The organism is Jatrophihabitans endophyticus (genome assembly GCF_900129455.1).
Taxonomy (GTDB): domain Bacteria; phylum Actinomycetota; class Actinomycetes; order Mycobacteriales; family Jatrophihabitantaceae; genus Jatrophihabitans; species Jatrophihabitans endophyticus.
The window spans coordinates 347,156-371,604 of sequence record NZ_FQVU01000001.1 but is presented as its reverse complement, the minus strand read 5'-3'; the positions used below and the strand labels follow the sequence as shown (position 1 = coordinate 371,604).

The following is a 24,449-nucleotide window of genomic DNA, read 5'->3' as shown; positions in this document are numbered from 1 at the left end:
TGCGTCACCCCTTGACGTCGGACCAACGACCGACGACCGCGATGTCGGCGACGAAGCGCACCTCGCTGCGGCCGCCCTGCCACCGCGCCGCGCTCTCGGCGAGGCAGGAGCGCAGCCGGTCGGCGACGGCGTCGCCGTGCTCGGCCGGCGCGTGCACGAGCAGCTCGTCGTGCAGGCAGAGCACGATGCGCGCGCCGAGGTCGGCGACGCGCGCGCGGACGACGACCGCCCAGATCTTGAAGAACTCGGCCGCCGCGCCCTGGACGACGGCGTTGCGGGCGTAGCGGCCGCGGGCACCCTGGAACGCGCGGACGCCCTCCCCGTCCAGCGTGGCCGGCAGCGGCGGCATCCGCACCAGCCGACCGCCCGTGGTCCGCACGTCGCGACCGGCGCGCCCGTCGGCGTACGCCGCGTCGAGGAAGCGCATGGCCGTGGGGTAGGCGGTGGTGAGGCCGCGGAGGGCGGCGCCGGCGGTGCCCGACGTCTGGCCGTACATCGCGGCCAGCACCGCCACCTTCGCCACGGGCCGTGCGACGCCGAGCCGCGCCGCGACCGGCGCGTACAGGTCGTCCTCGCGGCCGGCGGCGGCGAGCGCGGCGTCGCCCGACACGACGGCGAGGACCCGCGGCTCCACCTGCCCGAGGTCGGCGCGGACGAGGACGTGACCCGGCTCGGCGGTGACGGCCGGCCGCAGCTCGGCCGGCAGGTTGTGCAGGCCGGCCGAGGCGGTCATGCGGCCGGCGGCGCCGTCGCTGCCCGCCCACACGCCCCGCAGCCGGCCGCCGCGCACGAACTCGTCGAGCCAGCCGTAGCCGTAGGTGGTCGCGATGCGCTCGGCCTTGCGCCACTGCAGCAGGGCGTCCACCAGCGGATGCGTGCCGCGCAGCGGCTCGAGCCGCCACGACCGCGTGTCGGGGACGTCGACCCCGATCGCGGCCAGCATCGCCCGCACTTGCGCGGGATCGCGCAAATCCACGTCGGTGCGTGCGTGGCTCAGGACGGCGGCGTCGCGGTCGGCGCGGAGGCGCGCGGCCTCGGCGGCGTCGCGCGGCCGCGCACCGACCGCTGCGGCGACGAGCTGGTGGGCGCGGTCGAGGTCCATCGGCAGTCCGTCGACCTGCAGCTCGGCGCAGAGCAGCTCGGCCGCCGACTCCGACCACGCCGTCAACCGGACGGGGCCGTCGGCGGCGAGCTCGGGCCGGTCGCGGCGCTGGGCCGACGCGCAGTCGAGCGCGGTCGCGGCCCACGCGGCGAGCCGGTCCGGCGAGCGTCGCCACCCGCCGTCGACCCACTCGGGGCGCAGGTAGCCGTCGGGACGGACCGGCTGCTCCGGGTCACCCCCGTCACCCCCCTCGGTCCGGACGGCGAGCAGGTCGAGCTGGCCGGAACGGGGGCCCGCTGCGGCGTCGAGACCGCGCGCCTGCGCCCACGCCGCGGCGACGCCCGGCCGGGGACCGCCCACGAGCAGCTGCGTCACCGCGCCGACGTCCCAGCACGCGGCCACCCGCACCGGCGCGGCCGCGAGCGCATCGGCGGTCTCGCGTCCCCACCAAGTCCATCGCGGCCGCACCTGCGCCTCGAGCGTGGCGACCACGGCCGCCGGGTCGGCGGTGGGCACGGCCCAGCTCCGGCCGGGCGCGGCGAGCCCGACGCCGACGCCCGCCGCGAGCGCCACCGCCAGCGGCGCACCGCGATCGAGGGCGGCGAGGTCCGGCGGCAGGGGCACGGAGTCATCCTCGCCGGTGCCGTCCTCGTCGGCGCCGCCGGACGCCGGTGGCTAGCCTCGACCGGGTGAGTACCCCCGCCGCTCTGTACCCCGAGATCGAGCCGTACGACAGCGGGATGCTGGACGTCGGCGACGGCAACGCCGTGTACTGGGAGGTCTCGGGCAACCCCGCGGGCCGGCCCGTGGTGTTCCTGCACGGGGGTCCCGGCGGCGGTACCGGACCGAAGCATCGCCGCCTCTTCGATCCCGAGCGCTACCGGATCGTCCTGCTCGACCAGCGCAACTGCGGCCGCAGCACGCCGCACGCCGGCCGCCACGACACCGAGCTGGCGGCGAACACCACCTGGCACCTCGTCGCCGACCTGGAACGGCTGCGCGCCCACCTCGACATCGAGCGATGGCTCGTGTTCGGCGGCTCCTGGGGCTCGGCGCTGGCGCTGGCCTACGCCGAGACGCACCCCGACGTCGTGACCGGGCTGATCCTGCGCGGCATCTTCACGCTGCGCCCGGCCGAGCTCGACTGGTTCTACGAGGGCGGCGCGGCCGCGGTGCACCCCGAGGCGTGGGAGCGCTTTCTCGCCCCGGTGCCGACCGAGCAGCGCCGCCCGGGCGGACTGGTCGACGCGTACGCCCGGTTGCTGGCCGACCCCGATCCCGCCGTGCACGGGCCGGCCGCCGTCGCCTGGGCGACGTGGGAGGCCAACGGCGTGACGCTGCTGCCCCGACCCGAGCTCGTCGCCGAGTTCGCCCGGCCGGAGTACGCCCTGGCCTTCGCGCGGATCGAGAACCACTACTTCGTCCACGACGGCTGGTTCGAGCCCGAGCAGCTGCTGCGCGACGCGCACCGCGTCGCGCACATCCCGACGGTGATCGTCCAGGGTCGCTACGACATGTGCACGCCGGCCACCACGGCCTGGGACCTGCATCGCGCCCTGCCCGACGCCGAGTACGTGCTCGTGGACGACGCCGGCCACGCCTTCGACGAGCCCGGCATCCTCGCCGCCCTGCTCGCCGCCACCGACCGCTTCGCCGAGTCGTGACGACCGCGGTGGCTTGATGCCGCCTGCGGCAGTTTTCCACCGCGGTTCGCCGACCCGGCTCGATCAGGGGGTGAAGCTGGCGAGGTCGGCGATGCCGAGCTGCGTCTCGATGCCCTCGACGCGGTGCAGCACCTGCCGCAGCGCGGCGTCGCCGAACTCGCGGTCGGCGAGGTCGTGGAAGCGCTCGGCGAGCTCGCCCAGGGTGCGGGGCGACGTCGCGGCGCGCAGGGCCGGGAAGACCACCGTGTCCTCCCACGCCTCGTGCGGCTCGTACATCCGCACGAACGCGGCGAGGTCCGCGCGCACCTGATGCCGGGCTCCCGCTCCACGGAGGTCGGGCGCGGCGGCCAGCAGCCGGGCGGTGAGGTGCCGGCCGCGGTCGTGCTGGACGAGCAGGGTGCGCACCAGGGCGGGCTGCGCCGCGCGGACCCGCGGGAAGACGTAGGCCTCCTCCAGGCCCTCGTGGAAGTTCTCGATGTAGTCCATGACGATCTGCGCGCTGTCGGTGACGGCGCCGCGCGGGACGGCCGCGCCCGCGTCGATCCGCTCGACCAGGGCGCGATAGGCGAGCAGGACGCGCTTGAGGACGCCGTGCTCCACCATCAGCTCCTCGCCGGGGGACGGCAGGGCAGCGCCGGGGTCCGGCGTGCCGTCGCTCCCGCCCGCGAGGCTCGCCGCCCCGACTCCACCACCGCCGACGACCAGACCGGCCGCACCGGAGAGCAGGTCGCGCCGGCTGACGCCGCTCATCGCCGGCCCGCCGGGGTGCGCGCCGGCGCCGTGACCGGCGTGCCGGCGACGTCCACGACGTACCACGGCCCGCCGTTGAGGGTGAGCGCCTGACCGCGGGCGGTGCCGGGCTCGGTGTCACCGGCGTAGCGGTAGAGCGGATAGCGGTGGTAGGTGACGATGCGGGCTCCGGTGTTGGGGTCCGCGAGCGTGCCGAGGTAGTCCTGCCGGGCGCCCGCGGCGGCGCGTGGCGTGCGGCCGGCCGCGATCGCCACCGGCGGCCAGGTGCCCGCGCACGCGCCGACGCAGCTGACCCGCTGCTTCGCGTCGGGCGGGAACATGTAGAGGACGTGCCCGGCACCGTCGGCGAGCACGCGGCCCACACCGGGCACCACCGCCGTCCGGATCGTGACGGCGCCGGCCGCCCGCTGACCGAGGACGGGGTCGCCGACCGGCGTGGCGGCCGACCCGCACCCGGCCGCGAGCGCCACCGCGCCGAGGGTCGCGAGGGCACGCGAGCGGGAGCGGGCGACGGCGGACATCGGCTCCAGTCTGCCGCGCCGAGCTCCGCGACCTCTGCCAGAGTGTCGGCCATGAGATCGCTGGCACGCTGGGTGGTTCTGCACGGGCTGGGCCGAGCGGTCACGCGGCGCTGGGCCAAGGGCGGCGATCCGCAGGCCCGCCTCATCGCCGACCCCGACGTGCGGGCCGACCCGTTCCCGATCTACGACGAGATCCGCGAGCAGGGCCCGCTCGTGCCGACGCGGATCGGCTACGTCACCGCCTCGCACGCGGTCGCGAGCGCGGTGCTGCGCTCCGACGACTTCCGCACGACCTCGGTGTCGACGAGCGTCCTGCCGCCGCTGCAGTGGATCGAACGGCGCACCCGCACCGGGGCGCTGCACCCGCTCGAACCGCCGTCGCTGCTCTCGGTGGAGCCGCCGACCCACACCCGGTACCGGACGCTGGTGTCCTCGGTGTTCACCGCCCGGGCCGTCGCCGCCATGCGCGTCGACGTCCAGGCCGTCGCCGACCGGCTGCTCGACGAGATCGTCGCGGCCGGTCACGACGCACCGGTCGACATCGTGACGCGGTACTGCGCGCGGCTGCCGGTCGCCGTCATCGGCGACATCCTCGGCGTCGCCGAGGCCGACCGCGACCGCGTGCTGCGCTTCGGCGAGCACGCCGCGCCCAGCCTCGACTTCGCGCTGCCCTACCGGCAGTTCCGGACCGTCGAACGCGGGCTCGTCGGTTTCGACCGCTGGCTGGGCGACCACCTCGCCGCGCTGCGCCGGAACCCGGGTCAGGACCTGATGAGCGAGCTGATCCGCGCGCAGGTCGACGGCGAGCACCTGGCCGACGACGAGCTGCGCGCCACCGCCGGGCTCGTCCTCGTCGCCGGCTTCGAGACGACGGTGAACCTGCTCGGCAGCGGCGTCCGGCTGCTGCTCGACCACCCCGACCAGCTCGCGATCCTGCGCGACGAGCCCGAGCACTGGACGACCGCCGTCGACGAGGTGCTGCGTCTCGAGTCGCCGGTCCAGCTCACGGCGCGCATCGCGAACACCGACGTCGAGCTCGGCGGCCGTACGGTGGCGCGCGACGGCTTCGTCAGCGTCCTGCTGGCGGGGGCGAACCGCGACCCGGGAGTCTTCGCCGACCCGAACCGCTTCGACGTCCGCCGTCCGAACGCCAACCGGCATCTCGCGTTCTCCGGCGGCCGGCACTTCTGCCTGGGCGCCGCCCTGGCGCGGCTGGAGGGCGAGGTCGGCCTGCGCACGCTGTTCGAGCGCCTGCCCGGCCTGGTCGCCGCCGGCGCGGGGACCCGGCGCTCGACGCGGGTGCTGCGCGGCTGGGCGTCGCTGCCGGTCCGGACCGGCACGACCGCGCCGGACGGCCGCACCGCGGCCGTGTGATCGCCGCGATGTGACGGCGTGCCCCGCCGGTGCGCCCCGACGGTGCGCCCGAATTGTCCGGACCTAGAATCCTTCTGCTGCCGCGCGGCAGCCACGTGATCGTGATGGGGAGTTGGTTGTGACGCTGCGCGGACCGCGTCGCCGGCGCGCAGTGGCGTTCGGTCTGGCCCTGTCGAGCCTGGCGCTCGCCGCGTGCACCGGCACCGGCGCGCCGTCCCCGCGGCCCACGCCGTCGCACGCGCCGTACTCGGCCCGTCCCAACATCGTCTACGTGCTCACCGACGATCTGTCGGCGAACCTGGTGCCCTACATGCCGCACGTGCGCGCGCTGAGCGCGACCGGGACGACGTTCGACAACTACAGCGTCACCGACTCGCTGTGCTGCCCCTCCCGCGCGTCGATCTTCACGGGCAAGTACCCGCACAACTCGCACGTGTTCACGAACATCCCGCCCGACGGCGGGATGATCATCTACAACCGGTACGGCGGCCCGGCGGCGTCCTACGGCACGGCGTTGCAGCGCAGCGGCTACCGCACCGCGCTGCTCGGCAAGTACCTGAACAACTACATGCCGGGCAAGAAGGTCGCCGGTCTGGCCGAGAACTACCGGCCGCAGGGCTGGTCGACCTGGGGCGTGGCCGGCAACGGGTATCCCGAGTACGGCTACAAGCTCAACCACGACGGTGTGGTGCGCAAGTACGGGCACGAGCCCGAGGACTACCTGACCCGCGTCGTCACGAAGCTGGGGGTCGGCTTCATCGAGCAGTCGGTGCGCGACCGCAAGCCGTTCGCGCTGGAGCTCTCGACGTTCGCGCCGCACGCGCCGTACACCCCCGACCCGCAGGACGCCGACTCGTTCCTCGATCTCAAGGCGCCGCGGGTCCCGTCCTTCGACCGCAAACCGGCGCACATGCCGCGGTGGCTGTCGCTGGCCCCGAGGTCGCTGTCGCGCAAGAACATCGCCGAGATCGACCGGTCCTTCGTCAAGCGGGTGCAGGCGGTGCAGTCGGTGGACCGCGCGATCGGCACGTTGCAGGCGGCGCTGCGGCGCACCGGGCAGCTGCGCAACACCGTCTTCGTCTTCAACTCCGACAACGGCTACCACCTCGGCGAGCACGGCCTGCGCGAGGGCAAGCGCACCGCGTTCGACACCGACGTCCACGTGCCGCTGGTGGTGTCGGGGCCGGGCATCCCGGCCGGCGCGACCAGTCACGCCATGGTCGAGAACATCGACCTGGCGCCGACGTTCCTGGACCTCGCCGGCGTCCACGTCCCCGCGACGATGGACGGTCACAGCGTCGTGCCGCTGCTGCGCGGGAAGTCCGTCCCGTGGCGGACGCGCGCGCTGGTCGAGCACCACGGCGTCGGCAATCACCCCGGCGACCCCGACACCCAGCCGATCGGGGCGGGGTATCCGCCGACCTACGACTCGCTGCGCGGTCCGGACTGGACCTACGTCCGCTACTCCGACGGCGAGCGCGAGTACTACGACCGCGCGACCGATCCCTGGGAGAACGACAACCTCGCCGGCTCGCTGACGCCGGCCCGGCGCGCCGAGCTGAACCGCCAGCTCACCGCCCTCACCTCCTGTCACGGCGGCGCACAGTGCTGGGCGGCGGGCCGCCCCGCTCGGTCGTGAACCCGGGGGCGGACGCCGGACGACCGGCGTCGTGGGCGTTGCGTCCGTCCCGCGAATCCGTGGGGGTCGAAACGCGCGAATCACGCAGCGTGGACGAGCGGGACCGACGTGAGCGCTGACCCGGCGGCCGCCGCGTCGATGAGCGTCGACCTGCCCGCTAGCATCACGCCATCCGACTTCCCGGCTCGTGGAGACAGCCCCATGTCATCCGAGGGCACGGTTGCCGCGCCGATCGTCGTGCCGGCCGGCACCGTCGTAGCGCGACGCCACGGCAGCATGCCGCACGTCACGGTGGCCTGCGCCGGTACCGCGGCGGCGCTCGCCGTGCTGGCGCTGCTCGGCTACGTCCTCGACAACGACGAGCTGCGTCAGCTGCTGCCTGGGCAGGCATGGGTCAAGGTCGACTCGGCGATCGGCCTGCTGCTCCTGGCCCTCTCGTGGCTGGTGCCGCGTCGGGTCGGCGACGGGTTCGCGGCGCTGGCGATGCTGCTGGGCGTGGTGGTCGTGGGGGAGTACGTCGTCGGCGCGGGCGCCGGCTTCGACGAGCTGCTCTTCGACGACCCCGCGTCGGCGGTGCACCCGGGTCGGCCGTCCGCGCTCACGCTGGTCTGCATGATCGCACTGGCGCTGAGCCGGTTGCTCAGCTTCCGCGGCCGCGGCCGGTGGGGGCAGCTCGCGGCGTTCGTCGCCCTCGTCGTCGCCGCGGTCGCGCTGCTCGGCTACCTCTACGACGTCCGCTCGCTGTACTCGGCCCGTCCGGTCACGACCCTGTCGGTGCACACGGCCCTCGGGTCGGCGCTGCTGGCGGGCGCATCGCTCGCGGCCGTCGACGGCGGCCTGTTGACCTGGGCCGCGCGGGGCAGTGACGCCGGTGCCCTGCTGGTGCGCCGACTGCTGCCGCTGGCGCTGATCGGGCTGCCGCTCATCGGGTACGTGTGCCTGCTGGCGTGGCGGCAGGGGTGGCTCGATGACGTCGCCACCACGCTCGCCCTGCTGGTCGTCGCCTGCGCGCTCGCGCTCGGCTACATCAGCTGGTTCGCCGCCCGGCGGGTGTCGCGCATCGACCGGCGGCGGGAGAACACGCTGCGCGAGCTCGGCGAGCTCAAGGAGGATCTCGAGCGCCAGGTCGTCGAACGGGCCGGGCAGTTGGAGCGCCACGGCGGCCACATCGCGGTGCTCGAGGACCGGCAGCGCATCGCCGCGGACCTGCACGACATCGTCATCCAGCGTCTCTTCGCCGCCGGCATGTACCTGCAGGGCGCGAACCACCCCGGCAACAGCCCCGACGTCCGCGACCGCATCAACACCGCGGTGGAGGCGATGGACATCGCCATCAAGGACCTGCGGCACTCGATCTTCGAGCTCGGGGGAGGACGGACGGTCGGCCCGGTCGACCTCACGACCGCGGTCGACGAGATCTGCACCGAGTCGCGACGCATCCTGGGTTTCCTGCCCGACGCCATCGTCGACGACCCGGACTACGAGGCCGAGGCCGTCCGCGACGACCTCATGGCGGTGCTGCGCGAGTCGCTGGCCAACGTCGCCCGGCACGCCGGCGCGACCGCCGTGGACGTCGTCCTGCGCGCCGGCGACGGCCTGATCTCGCTGACCATCACCGACAACGGCAAGGGCATGGGCACACCCACGCACAACAGCGGCACGCGCAACATCGCCGAGCGTGCCCGCCAGCGCGGCGGCGACTGCACGTGGGAGGCCGCCGAGCCGTCCGGTACCCGCGTGCGCTGGGTCGTCCCCGCCGGGTAATCTTTCCCTCGCTGTCGTCGTGGCCCGTTCGCCCGGTGCCCGACACGGCCGTCCCGGGCGATTAGCTCAGCGGGAGAGCACTGCCTTCACACGGCAGGGGTCACTGGTTCGATCCCAGTATCGCCCACCATCACGAAGCGTCGCGGTCCTGTTGGAGGCGCAGGCTACCGTCGGCGACGCGGCCCGCCTCGAGCAGACCCGCGACGGCGACTGGCGCGAGGTCTACGCGATCGACCGGTGCCAGAACCCCGAATGCGGGCAGCCGTCGGGCCTGGCCGGTTCGGCATCGGCTACCTGCGCTCCCGATGCGCCGGCGAGGACAACAACCACCGCTCGTTTCTGTGTCGCGCATGCGGGACGACGAGCTACGACCCGCCTCACGTGATCCAGGACGGCCCGACCCGACTACGGCGGTGGATGAGCTGCGGGTCGAAGCCCGGAGTGATCTGACCTCAGCCCCAGCCCGAAGCCGTGGACATGCCCTAGCAGTGTTTCCAAGATGAGAACGCGTTGTGGTATTTCACCTTTTGCACTGACGCGTGTGCGGCCAGCTTTTGCACCGACCCGCCGTAGTTGGCATTGGTGTAGAGGCAGATAGCGCTGTCTGACGAATTGAAGGCGGAGTCGATGGTGTTGTCGACGGTGTGATTGGGGTCGCCGCAGCCTGCGCCATCCTGGCTCTGCGTACGGTAGTAGTTGTTCGCGAAATTTGAGTCAGGGGCGTACCAGCCGAAAACGCAACTCGTGAAATTCGCCGAAGAGGTGACGCACAACTGGGTGTCATCGAAGATCAGGTCGCAGCCAACGGCGCGGGCCGCTTGGCTGCGACCGGTCAGATACGTCGGCATCCCAGGCGGCGCCGCGACCGCGGTTGCTGTCGGCAGTCCGATGATGAAGGCGAACGCGACGGTCGACACAATACCTAATGAACGTTGCATTAGACCCCCTCAAGTCTCATGAAAGCTCGTTGCCCGAAGGCCGAGCCGCAACGACGTCAGGCTACGTGCGGGCCGTGTTGGGGTCAAGATCCGTTGAGCGGACTTACTTCTTAGGGGCACCTATCGACCGGTGGAGCTAGCGCCTATTGATTGTCGGTGTGGGCTTCGTCAATGCGTCGAAACGCTGCCGGGCCGCCTGCCGCGAGACGCCCAGCACGTTCGCGATCTCGGTCCACGACCGGCCGGCCGCCTTCGCCGCGGCCACCGCCTCGACGAGCTCGGTGTCGGCGCGCTGCACCCCACCGAGCGCCTCGCCGATGCGGCGCAGGTCGCTCGCGTCCTTGGCCTCGACGTCGGGGTCCTGCTCGATCGACTCGGGCCACGCGTCGGTGTCACTCTTCTCGTTGCTCATGTGCTCACCCCTCATCCGAGGAACCGGTAGTAGCCAGGCAGTGCATTGTCACGAGGCGTGTTGACAAGAAAAGTTGTCAGGCGGTCCGCTGTCGCTGCCTCGACGACCGGAGCTGCCGCAACCGGTTCAGCTCCGGCCGTGCGCCAGCGCGGCCCCGGCGGTGGCCGCGGCGTGCCTGGGTCGTCGTGCGTGAGGCCCGCGCGTCGCGCAGCGGCGGGCGTCGGGCACCGCGGACGGGCGGCCTCGGCGTGCGGGCGACGGATCTTGGCCGATGGCGGTTTTTCGGCCGATCCGGGTACGGTATGCCGGTTCGGCTGCGGTCGTCGGTCATACGGGAGGATGCCAGTGGATCTGGTCGGTCGTTCCGCTGCCGCCTCGTCGCCGGATGCCGAGCTGCGCGAGGTCGCGACGTGGATCGACGTGGTGATCGCTCGCCCCCACCGCGACCTCGGCCGGTCCGGCCCGCTGTGCCCCTATGTCCCCGCCGCGCTGCGCGAGGACGCGCTCCACTTCGGCGTGCTGCGCGGCGAGAGCGTCGAGGCCGTCGAGGCCGAGGTCGTCGACCTGCTCGAGGCCCACCGCAGCCTGAGCCGTCCTCCCAGCAAGTACGCCTGCATCGTGCTCGTCGCGCGCGGCATCTCCGTGCCGGAGCTGCTGGAGGTGCACCGCCGGGTCAAGCCGGTGGCCGTCGACAGCGGTCGCATGCTCGGCGAGTTCTTCCCCGGCTACACCTCGCCCGGCCTGCACAACCCCGACTTCCACCCACTGACGTCGCCGGTGCCGCTGCTGGTCATCCGGCACATGGTCCAGGGCGACGACGTGTTCCTCGCCGCCGAGCCGGCGTGGGTGGATGCCTACCGCCGCACCGTCGTTCGCGTATGAGCTCACCTGCCAGCCGGCAGCGTCCCGTGGGCGGTCCGGTCATGCCGGGCCGTATCCATTCGCATACGACACCGGTGCGCCGCCTCGTCCTGCCCGGCGCCGACGTCGTCGTCAAGATGGAGTCCGCGAACCTCCACGGCGGTACCAAGGACCGCTCGGCGGGTTGGATCCTCGACCGGGCCTACGCCCGAGGGGAGCTCACCGCCCGGACGACCGTTGTCGAGTCCTCGTCGGGGAACTTCGCCCTCGCGCTGGCGATGCGGTGCCGCGCGTTGGGGATCGAGTTCGTGCCGGTCGTCGATCCGTACCTCAACCACACGACCGAGCAGACCCTCGCCGCCGTGTGCTCGCGGATCGAGTACGTGCACACTCCCGACCCGAGCGGCGCGTACCTCCCGGCCAGGCTGGCCCGGGTCGGCGAGCTCGTGGAGTCACTGCCGCACGCGTACTGGCCGAACCAGTACGCCAACACCGACGCCGCGGACGCGCACTACCACCTCACCGGCGCCGAGCTCGTCGACGAGCTCGACGAGCTCGACCTGCTGTTCGTGGGCGTCGGCACGGGCGCCACCATCACCGGGGTCGCGCACCGGGTCCTCGAGCGGTTCCCGCTCGCGCGGGTCGTCGCCGTCGACGCGGCGGGGTCGCGCATCTTCGGCGACACCCCGGCGCCGAGGCACATTCCCGGTCTCGGCTCGACGATCGTGCCCGCGATCCTGGACATGTCGGTGATCGACGAGGTCGTGCACGTGCCCGAGCTCGAGGCGGTCCGGGCCTGCCACGAGCTGGTCCGTGAGCACGGCCTGTTCGGTGGTGGCTCGACCGGCAGCGTGTTCGCGGCCATCCGTCGCTACCTTGCCCGCAACCCCACCGGCAGGCGCCCGACGATCGCCTGCATCAGTCCAGACGGTGGGCAGGCCTACCTCGACTCCGTCTACGACCCGCAGTGGGTGCACCGCACGCTGATCGAAGGAGCCGAGAGTTGAGCAACGTCCCCAGCTTCGTCGTCGTGGACGAGCGGGCCGTCCGGACCGTGATCGAGCCGAACCGCGCCGAGGTCCTCGACGTCGTCCGGTACGCCTACGAGCTGCACCATGACGGTGCGTCCGCCCTGCCGCACAGCACCTTCCTCCGCTTCCCGGATCGGCCGGCCGACCGGATCATCGCCTTGCCGGCGTTCCTCGGCGGCGACATCGCCACCTCCGGCGTCAAGTGGATCGCCAGCTATCCGGGCAACCTGGACCAGGGCATCCCGCGGGCCTCGGCGGTGCTCGTGCTCAACGACACGGCGACCGGCCGGCCGCTCGCCTGTCTCGCCAGCTCGTTGATCTCGGCGAGCCGCACCGCTGCCTCGGCCGTCCTCGGGGCCGAGCTGCTGCAGGGCAGCCGCCGCGCGAGCCGCGTCGGCATCCTGGGTGCGGGCGTGATCGCCGGCGCGGTCGTCGACTTCTTCGCCGCTGCGGGCTGGGAGATCGGCGCCTGGCGCGTGGTCGACACCGTCGCCGAGCGCGCCGAGGCCTTCGCCACCAGGCTGAGGTCCGGCGACGTCCGCACCGGCACCGATGCCGCGCTCGCCTTCGCCGAGTGCGACGTCGTGGTGGTCGCCACTGTCGCGGGCCAGCCGCATCTGCACGACCCTGCGCTCCTCGCCCACGCCCCGACGGTGCTGCACCTCTCGTTGCGCGACCTCTCGCCCGAGCTCGTCCTCGCGTCGCAGAACTTCACCGACGACGTCGATCACGCCGTCCGGGCGGCGACGTCGCTGGAGCTCGCCGAGCAGCGAAGCGGTGATCGTGAGTTCATCGCCGGCACGGTCGGCGACCTGCTGACCGGCGCCGCGCACCGCGACCCCGGCCGCGCGGCGGTCTTCTCGCCCTTCGGTCTCGGGATCCTCGACATCGCCGTCGGCCGCTGGGTCTACGACCGCGTCGTCGCGGCCGGCGGAGGGACCCGCGTCGATGACTTCCTCGACTAGCCGGTCACCACGCGGTCATCACATGCTTCGCCGACGTGTAGTCATCGAGCGAGAAGCGCGACAGATCCTTGCCGTAGCCCGACGCCTTGACTCCGCCGTGCGGCATCTCCGCGGCGAAGCGAAGGTGGGTGTTGATCCAGACGCAGCCGAAGCGAAGCTCCCGCGACAGCCGCGCCGACGTCGCGAGGTCGCGGGTCCACACGCTGGCCGACAAGCCCTGGGGCACACCGTTCGCGAGCAGCAGCGCCTCGTCGAGATCGCGGAACGGCTGCACGGTCAGCATCGGCGCGAAGAGCTCGTCCTGCACGATCGCGTCGTCCTGGCGCACCCCGGTCACCACCGTCGGGGCGAAGAGGTAACCCCGCTCGCCGAGGCGGCCCCCGCCGGTGCGGACCTCCGCGTGCGTGCCCAGGCCGGCGACCAGCGCCTCGACCCGGGCGAGTTGATCGGCGTTGTTCAGCGGGCCGTAGTCGGCGTCCGGCTCGGCCGGGCCGCCGGCACGCGTGCCCTCCGCCGCGGCCACCACGGCCGCGGCGAACTCGTCGTGCACCCGGGCGTCCACCAGGACGCGGCTCGCCGCGACGCAGTCCTGCCCGGCGTTGAAGAACGCCGACGCGGCGATGTCGGCCGCCGCGGACTCGAGGTCGGCGTCCGCGCACACGACGACGGCGGCGTTGCCCCCCAACTCGAGGTGCAGTCGTTTGAGCAGGCCGCCTGCGGCGCCGCCGACCTCGGCGCCCGCGCGCGTGCTGCCGGTGAGCGACACCAGCGCGACATCCGGGTGTCGGACCAACGCGCGCCCGGTGTCCCGGTCGCCGCAGACGACGTTGAAGACGCCGGCCGGCACCACGTCGGCCGCGAGTTGCGCCAGCCGGACGGTCGTGGTCGGCGTCGTCTCGGCCGGCTTCAGCACGACGGTGTTCCCGGTGGCCAGTGCCGGACCGATCTTCCAGACGGCCATCATCAACGGGTAGTTCCACGGCGTGACCTGGGCGCAGACCCCGAGCGGCTCGCGCCGCACGACCGACGTGTGGCCGGCGAGGTACTCACCCGAGGCCGGGGCCTCCAGACAGCGTCCGGCCGCGGCGAAGTAGCGCAGCTGATCCGCCGAGGGCAGGATCTCCTCGGCCACGGTCAGCGCCAGCGGCTTGCCCGTGACCGCCACCTCGAGCGCAGCCAACTCCTCCGCGTGCTCCTCGACGAGGTCGGCCAGGCGCAGCAGCGCCCGGCTGCGCTCACCGGGCGTAGTCGCGGCCCAGCCCGGGAAGGCCCGTGCGGCGGCGGCGACGGCACGATCGACGTCGTCGGCCCGGGATCGGGTCGCAGCGCCGACGACGTCCTCCGTTGCCGGGTCGAGGAGCTCGGTGACGTCGTCGTGGCCCGGGTCGACGAGCACCCCGTCGACGACATTGCGGGTGGGGTCGGGCATCGTGTCCATGTCGTCCTCGTTCCTCTCGCCGCGGATGCCGACGCTCGTCGCGCTGCGGCCGGCTCGACAACGCGCGGACCGTATCGTGTGCGACCTGTCCGAGCCCGCACCGGGTGCCGGCGGTCCCCAGGGCCGATCGACGCTGCCTGCACCGTCGAACGTCGCACCGACCAACAAGGAGAGTCTTGATGTCGATGGGCATCGCACCCGACGCCGTCGCACCGGTGCGGGAGGCCGTGCGCGCGACCGCGCGCCGTGTTCTCGCGCGCGGCGGCCGCGAACCCGAGCCGACCGACCTGCCCCCCGGTCTCGTGGACGAGGTCAGGACCGCAGTGGGCGTGCCCGACCGCGCCCGGGGGTACACCGTCGTCCGGGGCCTGCTCGACCTCGAGTCGCTCGGTCCGACCCCGCCTCGCTGGCAAGACGCCGACCTCGACGCCGACGCCGAGGTCAACATGGTCCTGCTCGTCATCGGGGCCTGCCTGGGCGACGTCTTCGGCTGGACCGGACAGCAGGACGGGCGGCTGGTGCACGACATCGTCCCGAGCCCGGAGAGCCGGGAGCTGCAGGTGGGCGCGAGCAGCGCGGTCCCGCTCGTCTGGCACACCGAGGACGCGTTCCACCCTCGTCGGGCCGAGCTGTTGCTGCTCGCCTGCCTGCGCAACGACGACGGGATCGGCACGGACATCGCCTCGGTGCGCCGAGCGCAGCTCACCGCGCAGCAGCTGTCGGCGCTCGGCCGACCCGGGTGCGCGATCCTGCCCGACGACACCTACCTGCCGACGGCCGCGCAACCCGCGGCGGCGAGCCCGGCAGAGCCTGCCGCAAAGTCGACCAGCGCCTGGTCCGCGCAGCGCGGCGGCGTGTCCACGATATGGCCGGACGTCGACGGCCCCTGCCTGCGTTTCGACCCGAGCTACACCGAGTTCCTCGACGAGGATCCCGACTTCCGTGCGCACTACGCGGCGCTCGACCAGGCCCTCGACGCGTGCGCCGAGACGGTCCCGCTCGTGGCCGGTGACCTGTTGCTGATCGACAACGACATAGCGGTCCACGGGCGCCGCTCCTACGCCCCGCGGTTCGACGGCTCCGATCGCTGGCTCAAGCGGATCCTCATCCACCTGCCCCGCACCCGGCCGGAGGCGGAGCTGGACGAAGCGGGCTACCGGCAGGCCCAGGTCCGGATGGGCGCATGAGCGGCGCCCTGGAGCGGACCGCGTTCCCGGGTGTCCGCCGCGACGAGCACCGCTTCGACGGACCGGGCGGCACGCTCGTCCACGGCACCGTCGCGCAGGCCATCGCCGGCTACCTCGCCGGACCGTCGGTGGCCAACGACCACGGTGCGTTCCCGCAGAGCGCGCAGTCCGACGCCGTCGCCGAGCAGGCGGCGGACGCGTTCCGCCGGCTCGTGCGCGGGCCGGCCGGGGACGTGCTCTTCGGGCACAACATGACGCAGCTGACGACCACCTTCGTCCGCGCGATCAGTGGCGGTCTGCGGTCGGGGGACGAGATCGTGTGCACCGCGCTGGACCACGAGGCGAACGTCTACCCCTGGCGGGCCGCCGCGGCGGCATGTGGAGCCGCCGTCAGGACGGCGCCCGTCGACGCCGACGGCGTCCTTCGGACGAACGCCGTCACCGACCTGATCGGACCCCGCACCCGGTGGGTGGCCATCACCGCGGCGTCGAACGCGCTCGGCACCGTCCCGGATCTCGCGCCGGTCGTCGCGGCCGCGCACGCGGTGGGGGCCCGGGTCTACGTCGACGGCGTGCAGGCGATCGCACACCTGCCGTTCGACGTGTCCGCCGTCGGGTGTGACGCGCTGGTCACCTCGCCCTACAAGTGGTACGGGCCGCACTGCGGCGCCCTGTGGCTCGCGCCCGGTCTCGCGGAGGAGGCGCGGCTGCCCGAGCAGGTCCCGTCAGCGGGGTCGCAGTCGCCGGGGCGGTTGAGCCTCGGCACGACCAACTTCGAGTCCCTGGTGGGCCTGGCGGCGGCGGCCGAGGTGTTGCTCGCCGCGGACCGCACCGCCGTCGCCCGCCGGGAGGGCGCGCTGCTGGCCGCCGCGGCCGAACAGCTGGCGGCCATCCCGTCCGTGCGGTTGTTCGGCCCCCCGGTCGCGCCGCCGTCCGGACCCGCGACCGACGTGCCGCGGGTACCGGTGCTGGCGTTGCGCGTCCGGGACCGGCCGGCCCAGCAGGTCGCCGCGGCGCTGGCCGCCCGCGGCGTGTCGGTGTGGGACGGCTCGTTCTACGCGTCGGCGGCCGTCGCGGCGGTCAGCCCGGACGAGCCCGACCTGGTGCGGGTCGGCATCGCCGCCTACACCGACGAGGTCGACGTGGAGGCGCTGGTCGCCGGGGTCCGCGCGATCGCCGCGGCGTAGTCGCCCACTGCTGCCGCCGCCGCGCGTCCCAGCCGAGCGACCCGGTCCGGATCGACCCGGGCCGGGTCGTAGGTGAGTCGGAGCGAGGGCGCGGGTCCGGAGTCGACGAGCACCGAGACGGCGAACTCGGTGCGATCGGTGGCCGTCACGGCGGCGACCGAGTACCCGTCGCGTGCCCCTCGCAGCCCCTGCAGCGACACCGCGTCGCTCTCGTCCACGACGACGGTGTCGAAGAGCGCGGGCCAGCGCGCCGCGAGGGCGATCGCGCCGAGGCCGATCGCGCCGTGCCGGGCAGCGGTCGGCAAGGCGGCGGCGACCTCCTCGACCCCGCTGTGCACGTCAGGAGCCGAGACCAGCACCGGGACCGTGTCGATGAACAGCCCGACGGCGTCGGCGCTGCCGGGGGCGGCTGGATCGCGGGTGGCCACCGCGGTGCCGAAGACGGCGTCGGCCGAGCCGAGCTCGTCGCGCAGTGCCAGCCCCCACGCGGTCAGCGCGAGTGCGGAGAACGAGCGCCCGCCGGCGCGCAGTCGCTGCCGGGCGCCGTCGACGGCGGTCGGGTCGAGCGGGACGGTGAGCTCCGCCGATGCCGGACCGCGCACCGTGCCGCGGTCGGCGACCACGCTGGGCTCCCGGTCGCGCAAGCTGCTCGACCAGTGGTCCGCGGCCCGTCCGGCGGCCGTCGCGTCGGGGGTCCGCAGCGGTGGCCGCGCGACCGCGCCGGACGTGACGCCGTCGTAGGCGTCGAGCAGATCGCGCACGAGGACGCGCGCCGACCAACCGTCGACGGCGAGGTGATGGCTGGTGATGGTCAGCACGAGCTCGTCGACGTGCCCGGGCGGGAGGCGATCCGGCGGGACGGGCGACGAGACATGGAACAGCGGTGGGCGATCCAGCTCGATGCGCTGCGGCGGGGTCGTCGTCCAGGGCGCCGGTGCCGGTGGCGCGACGGCGCGGACCGGGCGCCGGACACCGTCGACGAGGAACGCCGACCGCAGCGACTCGTGTCGGGCGACGAGGTCGTCGGCCGCCGCCCGCAGTCGCGCCGGATCGAGCGTCCCGCGCAGCGTGACGGTGATCGTGACGAGGTACGGATCGTGAGACGACGCCAGCGCGCCGGCGAGCATGCCGGCCTCCGACGGGCTCAGCGACTCGATGGCGAGCACCTCCGGGACACGGCGCTGCACCGCGTTCAACTCGCTCTCGGCCAGCACCAGCGGTGCGGCGGGCCGCGCCTCGGACGCCGTGACCGGCTCGGTCGCGATCCGCGCGAGGGGCGTGCCGACGAGCAGGTGCTCGACCTCGATCGCCACCCCGGCCCGGCGACCGGCGGCGGCGACGACCAGCGCGGTCAGGCTGTCCCCGCCGTTGGCGAACAGTCCCAGCGTCGGGTCGACCGGGTGGCCGAGCGCCTCGGCGGCGAGACCGGCGACGCCGGACGCCGCCGTCACCGGGCCGGCAGCGGCCACCGAGCCGGCCTCGGCGAGCAGGGCGGCGACCGCGGCCCGATCGGTCTTGCCGCTCGGCGTGGTCGGCAGCGACTCCACGATCTCGACCCGGGCCGGGACGAGCTGGGCCGGGACCCGCGCGGCGAGCGCCGCTCGGAGCGCGGCCGGGTCGGCGCCGGGCGCGACGACTGCCGCGACGAGGACGGTGCGGTCACCGCGCGTGACGGCGGCGGCCGCGCCCGCCAGGATCCCCGGGGTGGCGGCCAGCACGGCGTCGACCTCGCCGAGCTCCACCCGGAAGCCGCTGATCTTCACCTGGTCGTCGCGGCGGCCGGCGTAGCGGATCCCGCCGTCCGGCTCGCGGACGCCGAGGTCGCCGGTGTCGTACATCCGTCGCCCGGGGGGCCCGAACGGATCGGGCACGAACCGGCTCGCGGTGAGGCCGGGGCGACGAAGGTAGCCACGCGCCAGGCCGGCTCCGCCCACGAACAGGCGACCCGGCCGGCCGGCCGGCACGGGTTGCAGCCGCTCGTCGAGCAGGTACACCGACGTGTTCTGCAGCGGCAGTCCGATCGGCACCGGCTCGGGCCACCGGTCGACCGGCCCGGTGGGCTCGGCGGAGAGCACGTCCTGCATCTCCGCCGAGCCGTACTGGTTGAGGATGCGCAGTGCCGGCCTGGCGCGCAGGAACTCGCGCAACGGCTCGGTGACGATCAGCGGCTCGCCGCTCTGCAGCACCACGTGCAACGCCGCGAGCGGTACGCCGTCGGCGTCGGCCGCGGCCGCGAGATGGGTGAGCACGACGGTCGGGGCGAACAGCTGCTCGACGCGGGTGGCCGCCAGCCAGGCCGCGAGCCGGTGCGGATCTCGCCGGACGTCGGGCTCGGGCACCACCAGCGTCTTGCCCGTCGTCACCGTGGCCAGCAGCTCGTGCAGTGCGACGTCGAACCCGAGCGCCGACAGCTGCGCGACCCGCGTTCCGGGGGCGCAGGGAAGCGCCGCGCGGTGCCAGGACAGCAGGTTGCGCAGCGGACCGTCGGTCATGACGACGCCCTTGGGCGTGCCGGTCGATCCCGACGTGTACACCGCGTAGAGGGCCGAGTCCGGATCGTCCGGTGACGTCGGCCAGGCCGGGGCGGGGCCGTCGGGGACGGCCTCGTCGCTCGTGAGGACGAGGCGCGGCGCAGCGTCGTCGACCACGGCCCGCAACCGGTCGGCCGGGTACTCCGGGTCGAGCGGGAGGTAGATCGCGCCGAGCGCGATGACGGCGAGGGCGGACTCGACGGCCGCGGCGCCGCGGGGCAGCTCGACGGCGACGACGTCGCCCGTCCCGACGCCGCGCTCGACGAGCGCCGCCGCGCGCCACCGAACCCGCCGGCCCAGCTCGGCGTAGCTGAGCCGCTCGTCGGGAAGCAGCAGGGCGGTGACGCCGGAATGCGCAGTGCAGGCGTCCCGGACCAGGCCGGCGACGGACGTCGACGGCACCCCCGCCACGGGACCGCGCAGGATCGATGCGTCGGCCGTCACCCGACTCACCGTAGCGCTCGACAGCGGTCGGATACCCTTCGGCGTGCCCACCGCCCGGCGGAACCTGACCCGGCTCCTGTCGTCCGTGCCTCCTCCGTTCGACCTGCCGAGCGCGGTGCTCGCCGCGCACCTGCGGGTCGCCGGCGAGCTGAGCGGGGACGACCTCGTCGAGGTCGAGGCCGAGGGCACGGACGGGGACTCCTCGACCACCACGGTCGCCGTCGACCTGGCGGGCGCCACCTGGCGCGACCTGCACCACCAGCTCGGCCCGGTGGCGGGGGCGCTGCGTCTCGCCGACGCCCGTCGGGCCACGACGGTCACGCTGGACGGCGACGAGCTGACCGTCCACGCCGACAGCGGTGACGCAGCCGTGCGCCTCGTCGGCTACCACGAGGCGGCCCTGGGCCTGCTCGTCGACGACCCGGACGCCGACGCGAGCGCCGGGCGACTGATCGACGCAGCCGAGGAGGCGTGGCAACAGCGGACCCTGCACGGCGCGTCGGTCCCCGTCGACGACCTGCTGGTGCCCGACCGCATCGTCGCCAACTGCGCCCGGCTCGGCCCGTCGCCCGCCCTGGTCGACGGCGCGCGCACCTGGAGCTACGCCGACGTCGAGGCCGCGTCGGGTCGTGTCTCGGCTGCCCTGGCCGCCGGCGGCGTCGGGCGCGGCGACGTCGTCGCCGTCGTCAGCGAGCGGCACGCGGACTGGGTGCTCGTCCTGCTCGGCGTCCTGCGTAGCGGCGCCGTCTACTGCCCGATCGATCCCCGCTTCCCCGCGGAGCGGATCCGGCAGATGGTCGTCCGGTCCGGGGCGCGCGTCGTGCTGACCGACACGCGCGGCGACGACCTCGCCGCACGCCTCGCGCTGGCCGACGGCCACCGCGTCGAGACCATGGCAGCCCTGCTCGCCGCCGCTGCCGACGCCGACGCCGACGCGGCGGCGCCGCCGGTCGACCTCCGCCCGGACGACGCCGCGTACATCTTCTTCACCTCGGGCTCGACGGGACAGCCCAAGGCCTCGTTGCTCGGGCACGACGGCATGCGCAACCACGTCGCGGCCAAGATCGCCGACCTCGGGATGGGGGCGGACGCGCGCCTGGCACAGGTCGCCCCGCAGTGCTTCGACATCTCCATCTGGCAGGTCCTGGCACCGCTGGTCACCGGTGGCGTCGTCGTGGTCGTGCCGCAGGACGTCGTCACCGACGTCTCGCGCTTCGTCGACCTCCTCGACCGTGAACGGATCACCGTCGTCCAGGTCGTTCCGTCCTATCTCGACGTCGTCATCGACGAGCTCACCCGGCGGGGCCGGGCACCGGCGGCACTGCGCGCCGTGAGCGTGACCGGCGAGGCGCTGCTGCCCGACCTCGTCGAGCGCTGGTTCGCCACCGTGCCCGACGTCCCGCTGCTCAACGCCTACGGCCTGACCGAGACATCCGACGACACGTGTCATCAGCTGCTCGGCGCGCCGCCCGCCGACGGCGTGGTGCCGCTCGGACGCCCGGTCCAGAACGTCACCGCGTACGTCGTGGACGCCGACCTGCGGCTCGTGCCGTTCGGCGCCCCCGGCGAGCTCGTCTTCGGTGGGGTGTGCGTCGGCCTCGGTTACTGCGGGGATCCCGAACGTACGGCGGCCGCGTTCGTCCCGGACCCGTTCGTCCCCGGCGGCACGCTCTACCGGACCGGCGACTTCGGTCGCTGGCGGCCCGACGGCGCACTGGAGTTCTTCGGCCGCAGGGACAGTCAGATCAAGATCAATGGCCATCGCATCGAGATCGGCGAGATCGAGGCCAACCTGCGGGTCGCCGCCGACGACAGCGACTGCGCCGTCGTCGTCCTGGGACGCGGCCCGGCCGCCCGCCTCGCCGCGTTCGTCGCCGCTGCGCCGCACCGTCCCCTCGCCCGGTACCGGGCGGCGCTGGCCGACGTCGTCCCGCCCCACCTGGTGCCGAGCGAGTTCCACTGGGTCGACCGGTTGCCGCTGACCGACAACGGCAAGGTCGACCGGGTGACGCTGGCTACGGCGGCGGCCCCGGTCGGCGCGAACCGGACCACGCCGCCGCGGCTGGTCACCCCGGCGGAGCGGCTGCTCGCGCAGGCGTGGGCGGCCGTGCTCGGCTGCGGGCCGGACGACATCGACCGGGACGACGCCTTCACCGCGCTGGGCGGCACCTCCGTCGCCGCACTGCGGGTGGTGGCCCGGCTCGACGGCCGGGTGCGCGCCGAGGACTTCCTGCGGGCACCGACCCTCGCCGAGCTCGCGACCCGCCTCACCCACACCGGCGATCGTCCGCTCGTCCATGCCTTCGGCGAGGCGGCTGCCGGCGACGTGATCGCCTGCCCCTACGCAGGTGGCACGGCGGCGGCCTTCGCGCCGATGGCCGCGGCACTGCACGCGCACGGGATCCGAGTCCTGGGCTGCGACCGGCCGGCCGACGACGTGCCGGCCGACGACGTGCCGGCCGACGGCGCCGGGCTCGGCGGCACCGACGGCGTCCTGACGCGCACCGCGCACCGGATCGTCGACGAGGCCGCGCACCTCGGCGTCCGAGAGCCGGTGGTGTGGGGCCACTCCGCGGGCGCAGCGCTCGCGATCGCCGTGTGCGACGAGCTCGCTCGCCGAGCGATCCCGGTACGAGCGCTGGTGATCGGTGCGTTCGCCCTCCCGGCCGACGCGCGCCTCGACACTCGCATCGAGCAGTGGCACGAGGGCGGCGCCGAGCTCGCCCGCGCCGACCTCGAGGCCGAGCTCGCCGCGCTCACCGAGCCGGGCGCGTCGGGCGACATCGGCGACCTCCTCGACGAACGGGCCGTGCGGCGATACCGCCGCGATGTCCTCGCCGCGCTGCACTATCTCCGCGAGCGCCGCGTCGGCCCCGCCGTGCGCGTCCCGGCCGTGCTGGCGGTCGGCGAACGGGATCACCCGCTCGGCCCGGACGACCGACGCGGCTGGCTCGACCTCGTGCCCGGCATCCGGCACGTCCGGGTGCCGGATGCGGATCACTACTTCGTGCAGACCGCACCGCACGCCGCGGCGCAGATCGTGCTGGATCTCGGTGCGACGATCGGCCCGCGGGCGTGACTGCCGAGGTCGGTGACCGGCTGGCCGCGCTCGTACGCGACCGGTGGTCCGCCGCACCGGTCGTGCTGGCCGTCAACCGCTTCGACGGTGCGATGCGCGCCCTCGCCGCCGAGCTCGCCGCCGTCGGGGCGGACGTGCGCGGCATCGTCAGCGCCGAGCCCATCCCGGTCGACGTCCATCCCGCGGCACCGCGCTGGGCGGCCAGCGGTCATGGCCACCGGCTGACGCGCACCGGGTTCGACCGCTGGCTGCGCACGGCGCCGGACGACGTCGCGACGTTCCTCGACGTCGTGGATCCCCATCGGCAGGCACGCGTCCTGGCCAGCACGTACACCGCGGTTCCCGAGCTCTTCGGGCGACCGGTCCACGGCTGGTGGCGGGCGGACTCGGCCCGCTGGGAGGACAAGACCGCGGTGGACACGCTCTGGGCCGCGGCGGGCATGCCGGCGCCGGCGCACCGCATCGTCGACCTGAGCGACCCGCCGGACGCCGCGGGCATCCTGGCCGGACTCGATCGCGGCCGGGGCGTGATGATCGCTGCCGACGCGAGCCAGGTCGTGCTCGGCAGCTCCAAGGGGCTGCGGTGGGTGCACTCGCCGGACGAGACCCGGGCCGCGCTCGCCGACCTCGCCCGCTTCAGCGCGACGGCGCGGGCCGCGACCTTCGTCGACGGCGTTCCCTTCAGCATCCTGGGCATGGTCCGCCCGGACGGCGTCGCGGTCTTCGAGCCGTTCGAGATCCTGACGCTGCTGGGACCGGAACCCGCGCCGCTGGTGTACTGCGGGACGTCCACCCACTGGCACGCCCCGGCCCCGGTGCGGGACGGTATCCGGCGGGCGACTCGACGCGTCGGCACGCTGCTCGCCGAGCAGGACGGGTACCGGGGGGTCTTCAGCGTCGACGGGGTGGCGGGTCGCGACTTCGTGGCCACCGAGCTCAACCCCCGTCACGTCTCCGGACTCACGCTGTGGGCCGGTCGCCCCGACGTCCCGTTCCGCCTGTTCGCCCGTGACACGCAGGAGGGCACGGACGCGCCGTACGCGTCGATCGGCACGTCCGAGCTGGAGGAGTTCGTCGCGTCGACGCTGCGAGACAGCCCGGGAACGGTGGCGTGGATTCCGGATCCGGACCATGGCGCGCCGGACCGGCCGTCGCGCGGCGAGCTCGTCTGCGACGGTGTCACGGTGCAGTGGCGTCGCGAACGCGACGGCATCCGGATCGTGCGGATCGCGGGTGCGCCGCGCGGCGCGGCCGTGGCGCCCTACGTGGCGGCCGCCGCGACCGACGCCGGGGTCACGGGGTTGCGGGCGGCGGAGTAGCGCTCGCGCGCACGAGGCTCAGCGGTCGCATGTCGGTCCAGACCGTGTCGACCCAGTCGCTGCACTCCTGCTCGGTGCCGCGCCTGCCCTGCTCGACCCACCCGGCGGGAACGTCGAGGTCGGCCGGCCAGAGCGCGTACTGGCCCTCGTCGTTGCGCACGACGGTGTAGATCCGATCGTCCTCCGGCTCGCTCATCGCGTCGTCCTCCGTGTCCGGTTCTCGTCGGGGTGGGTGGGGTCGGG

General features: G+C 74.0%; 19 protein-coding genes and 1 tRNA gene. 12 read left to right on the top strand and 8 right to left on the bottom strand.

Annotation, left to right across the window (positions count from 1 at the left end; genetic code table 11):
- Window positions 1–4 precede the first annotated feature (4 nt).
- Entirely contained in the window at window positions 5–1,726 is a 1,722-nt protein-coding gene (locus BUE29_RS01720) for a DNA polymerase (protein ID WP_084180598.1), read from the bottom strand.
- A 116-nt stretch (window positions 1,727–1,842) separates the two neighbouring features.
- Here BUE29_RS01720 and pip point away from each other — a divergent pair, with 116 nt between their 5' ends.
- On the top strand, window positions 1,843–2,766 hold the full coding sequence (pip, locus tag BUE29_RS01715; RefSeq protein ID WP_200800048.1) for a prolyl aminopeptidase: 924 nt from the start codon (window positions 1,843–1,845) through the stop codon (window positions 2,764–2,766).
- 63 nt (window positions 2,767–2,829) lie between these two features.
- Here pip and BUE29_RS01710 read toward each other — a convergent pair whose 3' ends face one another.
- Together BUE29_RS01710 and BUE29_RS01705 are read right to left on the bottom strand one after the other, a co-directional pair.
- The gene (locus BUE29_RS01710; protein WP_073385121.1) at window positions 2,830–3,516 is read right to left on the bottom strand and encodes a hemerythrin domain-containing protein; all 687 of its coding nucleotides are present in this window, start codon (window positions 3,514–3,516) and stop codon (window positions 2,830–2,832) included.
- The gene (locus BUE29_RS01705) at window positions 3,513–4,037 is read right to left on the bottom strand and encodes a COG4315 family predicted lipoprotein (protein WP_084180597.1); all 525 of its coding nucleotides are present in this window, start codon (window positions 4,035–4,037) and stop codon (window positions 3,513–3,515) included. Before BUE29_RS01705 ends, BUE29_RS01710 begins: the two co-directional genes overlap by 4 nt.
- Before the next feature lie 51 nt (window positions 4,038–4,088).
- Here BUE29_RS01705 and BUE29_RS01700 point away from each other — a divergent pair, with 51 nt between their 5' ends.
- The 4 genes from BUE29_RS01700 to BUE29_RS01685 all read left to right on the top strand — a co-directional run bounded on the left by BUE29_RS01700 (window position 4,089) and on the right by BUE29_RS01685 (window position 8,944).
- The gene (locus BUE29_RS01700; RefSeq protein ID WP_073385117.1) at window positions 4,089–5,411 is read left to right on the top strand and encodes a cytochrome P450; all 1,323 of its coding nucleotides are present in this window, start codon (window positions 4,089–4,091) and stop codon (window positions 5,409–5,411) included.
- A 118-nt stretch (window positions 5,412–5,529) separates the two neighbouring features.
- Window positions 5,530–7,050, top strand: coding sequence for a sulfatase family protein (locus tag BUE29_RS01695; protein ID WP_200799990.1), 1,521 nt, complete (start codon window positions 5,530–5,532; stop codon window positions 7,048–7,050).
- Window positions 7,051–7,251: 201 nt separating this feature from the next.
- Window positions 7,252–8,814, top strand: a complete 1,563-nt coding sequence (locus tag BUE29_RS01690; RefSeq protein ID WP_073385113.1) for a sensor histidine kinase — start codon at window positions 7,252–7,254, stop codon at window positions 8,812–8,814.
- A 55-nt stretch (window positions 8,815–8,869) separates the two neighbouring features.
- Window positions 8,870–8,944: transfer RNA gene (locus BUE29_RS01685), tRNA-Val, on the top strand.
- Window positions 8,945–9,296: 352 nt separating this feature from the next.
- Here the strand turns inward: BUE29_RS01685 and BUE29_RS01680 are convergent.
- Together BUE29_RS01680 and BUE29_RS01675 are read right to left on the bottom strand one after the other, a co-directional pair.
- The gene (locus BUE29_RS01680; RefSeq protein WP_073385111.1) at window positions 9,297–9,731 is read right to left on the bottom strand and encodes a peptidase inhibitor family I36 protein; all 435 of its coding nucleotides are present in this window, start codon (window positions 9,729–9,731) and stop codon (window positions 9,297–9,299) included.
- A 157-nt stretch (window positions 9,732–9,888) separates the two neighbouring features.
- Window positions 9,889–10,164 carry an ECF-type sigma factor gene (locus BUE29_RS01675; protein ID WP_073385109.1) on the bottom strand — a complete coding sequence of 92 codons (276 nt, stop codon included), beginning with the start codon at window positions 10,162–10,164 and terminating at the stop codon, window positions 9,889–9,891.
- Window positions 10,165–10,509: 345 nt separating this feature from the next.
- Here BUE29_RS01675 and BUE29_RS01670 point away from each other — a divergent pair, with 345 nt between their 5' ends.
- The 3 genes from BUE29_RS01670 to sbnB all read left to right on the top strand — a co-directional run bounded on the left by BUE29_RS01670 (window position 10,510) and on the right by sbnB (window position 13,021).
- Window positions 10,510–11,046: a DUF6875 domain-containing protein gene (locus tag BUE29_RS01670; RefSeq protein ID WP_073385107.1), complete on the top strand. Its 537-nt coding sequence runs from the start codon at window positions 10,510–10,512 to the stop codon at window positions 11,044–11,046.
- Between the two features lie 74 nt (window positions 11,047–11,120).
- Window positions 11,121–12,032 carry a 2,3-diaminopropionate biosynthesis protein SbnA gene (sbnA, locus tag BUE29_RS01665; protein WP_200799989.1) on the top strand — a complete coding sequence of 304 codons (912 nt, stop codon included), beginning with the start codon at window positions 11,121–11,123 and terminating at the stop codon, window positions 12,030–12,032.
- On the top strand, window positions 12,029–13,021 hold the full coding sequence (gene sbnB, locus BUE29_RS01660) for a 2,3-diaminopropionate biosynthesis protein SbnB (protein WP_073385105.1): 993 nt from the start codon (window positions 12,029–12,031) through the stop codon (window positions 13,019–13,021). Before sbnA ends, sbnB begins: the two co-directional genes overlap by 4 nt.
- 4 nt (window positions 13,022–13,025) lie before the next feature.
- Here the strand turns inward: sbnB and BUE29_RS01655 are convergent, their stop codons facing one another.
- The gene (locus BUE29_RS01655) at window positions 13,026–14,459 is read right to left on the bottom strand and encodes an aminobutyraldehyde dehydrogenase (RefSeq protein WP_143167924.1); all 1,434 of its coding nucleotides are present in this window, start codon (window positions 14,457–14,459) and stop codon (window positions 13,026–13,028) included.
- A gap of 179 nt (window positions 14,460–14,638) precedes the next feature.
- Between BUE29_RS01655 and BUE29_RS01650 the strand changes: the two genes are divergently transcribed.
- A complete protein-coding gene (locus BUE29_RS01650) occupies window positions 14,639–15,646 on the top strand; it encodes a TauD/TfdA family dioxygenase (protein ID WP_200799987.1) in 1,008 nt (335 codons plus the stop codon).
- The gene (locus tag BUE29_RS01645; protein WP_073385103.1) at window positions 15,643–16,833 is read left to right on the top strand and encodes an aminotransferase class V-fold PLP-dependent enzyme; all 1,191 of its coding nucleotides are present in this window, start codon (window positions 15,643–15,645) and stop codon (window positions 16,831–16,833) included. Before BUE29_RS01650 ends, BUE29_RS01645 begins: the two co-directional genes overlap by 4 nt.
- Here the strand turns inward: BUE29_RS01645 and BUE29_RS01640 are convergent.
- Window positions 16,770–19,808 (bottom strand): amino acid adenylation domain-containing protein, encoded by a 3,039-nt coding sequence (locus BUE29_RS01640; protein WP_073385101.1) that lies wholly within the window; start codon window positions 19,806–19,808, stop codon window positions 16,770–16,772. The two genes, BUE29_RS01645 and BUE29_RS01640, sit on opposite strands and share 64 nt — an antisense overlap.
- An 85-nt stretch (window positions 19,809–19,893) precedes the next feature.
- Between BUE29_RS01640 and BUE29_RS01635 the strand changes: the two genes are divergently transcribed.
- Together BUE29_RS01635 and BUE29_RS01630 are read left to right on the top strand one after the other, a co-directional pair.
- Window positions 19,894–22,887 (top strand): non-ribosomal peptide synthetase, encoded by a 2,994-nt coding sequence (locus BUE29_RS01635; RefSeq protein ID WP_159440813.1) that lies wholly within the window; start codon window positions 19,894–19,896, stop codon window positions 22,885–22,887.
- On the top strand, window positions 22,884–24,206 hold the full coding sequence (locus tag BUE29_RS01630; RefSeq protein ID WP_073385097.1) for a D-alanine--D-alanine ligase family protein: 1,323 nt from the start codon (window positions 22,884–22,886) through the stop codon (window positions 24,204–24,206). Before BUE29_RS01635 ends, BUE29_RS01630 begins: the two co-directional genes overlap by 4 nt.
- On the opposite strand, the gene BUE29_RS01625 is transcribed toward BUE29_RS01630, so the two are convergent.
- Complete coding sequence (locus BUE29_RS01625) at window positions 24,181–24,402, bottom strand: MbtH family protein (protein ID WP_073385095.1); 222 nt, start codon at window positions 24,400–24,402, stop codon at window positions 24,181–24,183. The genes BUE29_RS01630 and BUE29_RS01625 overlap by 26 nt on opposite strands.
- Between the last annotated feature and the right edge of the window lie 47 nt (window positions 24,403–24,449).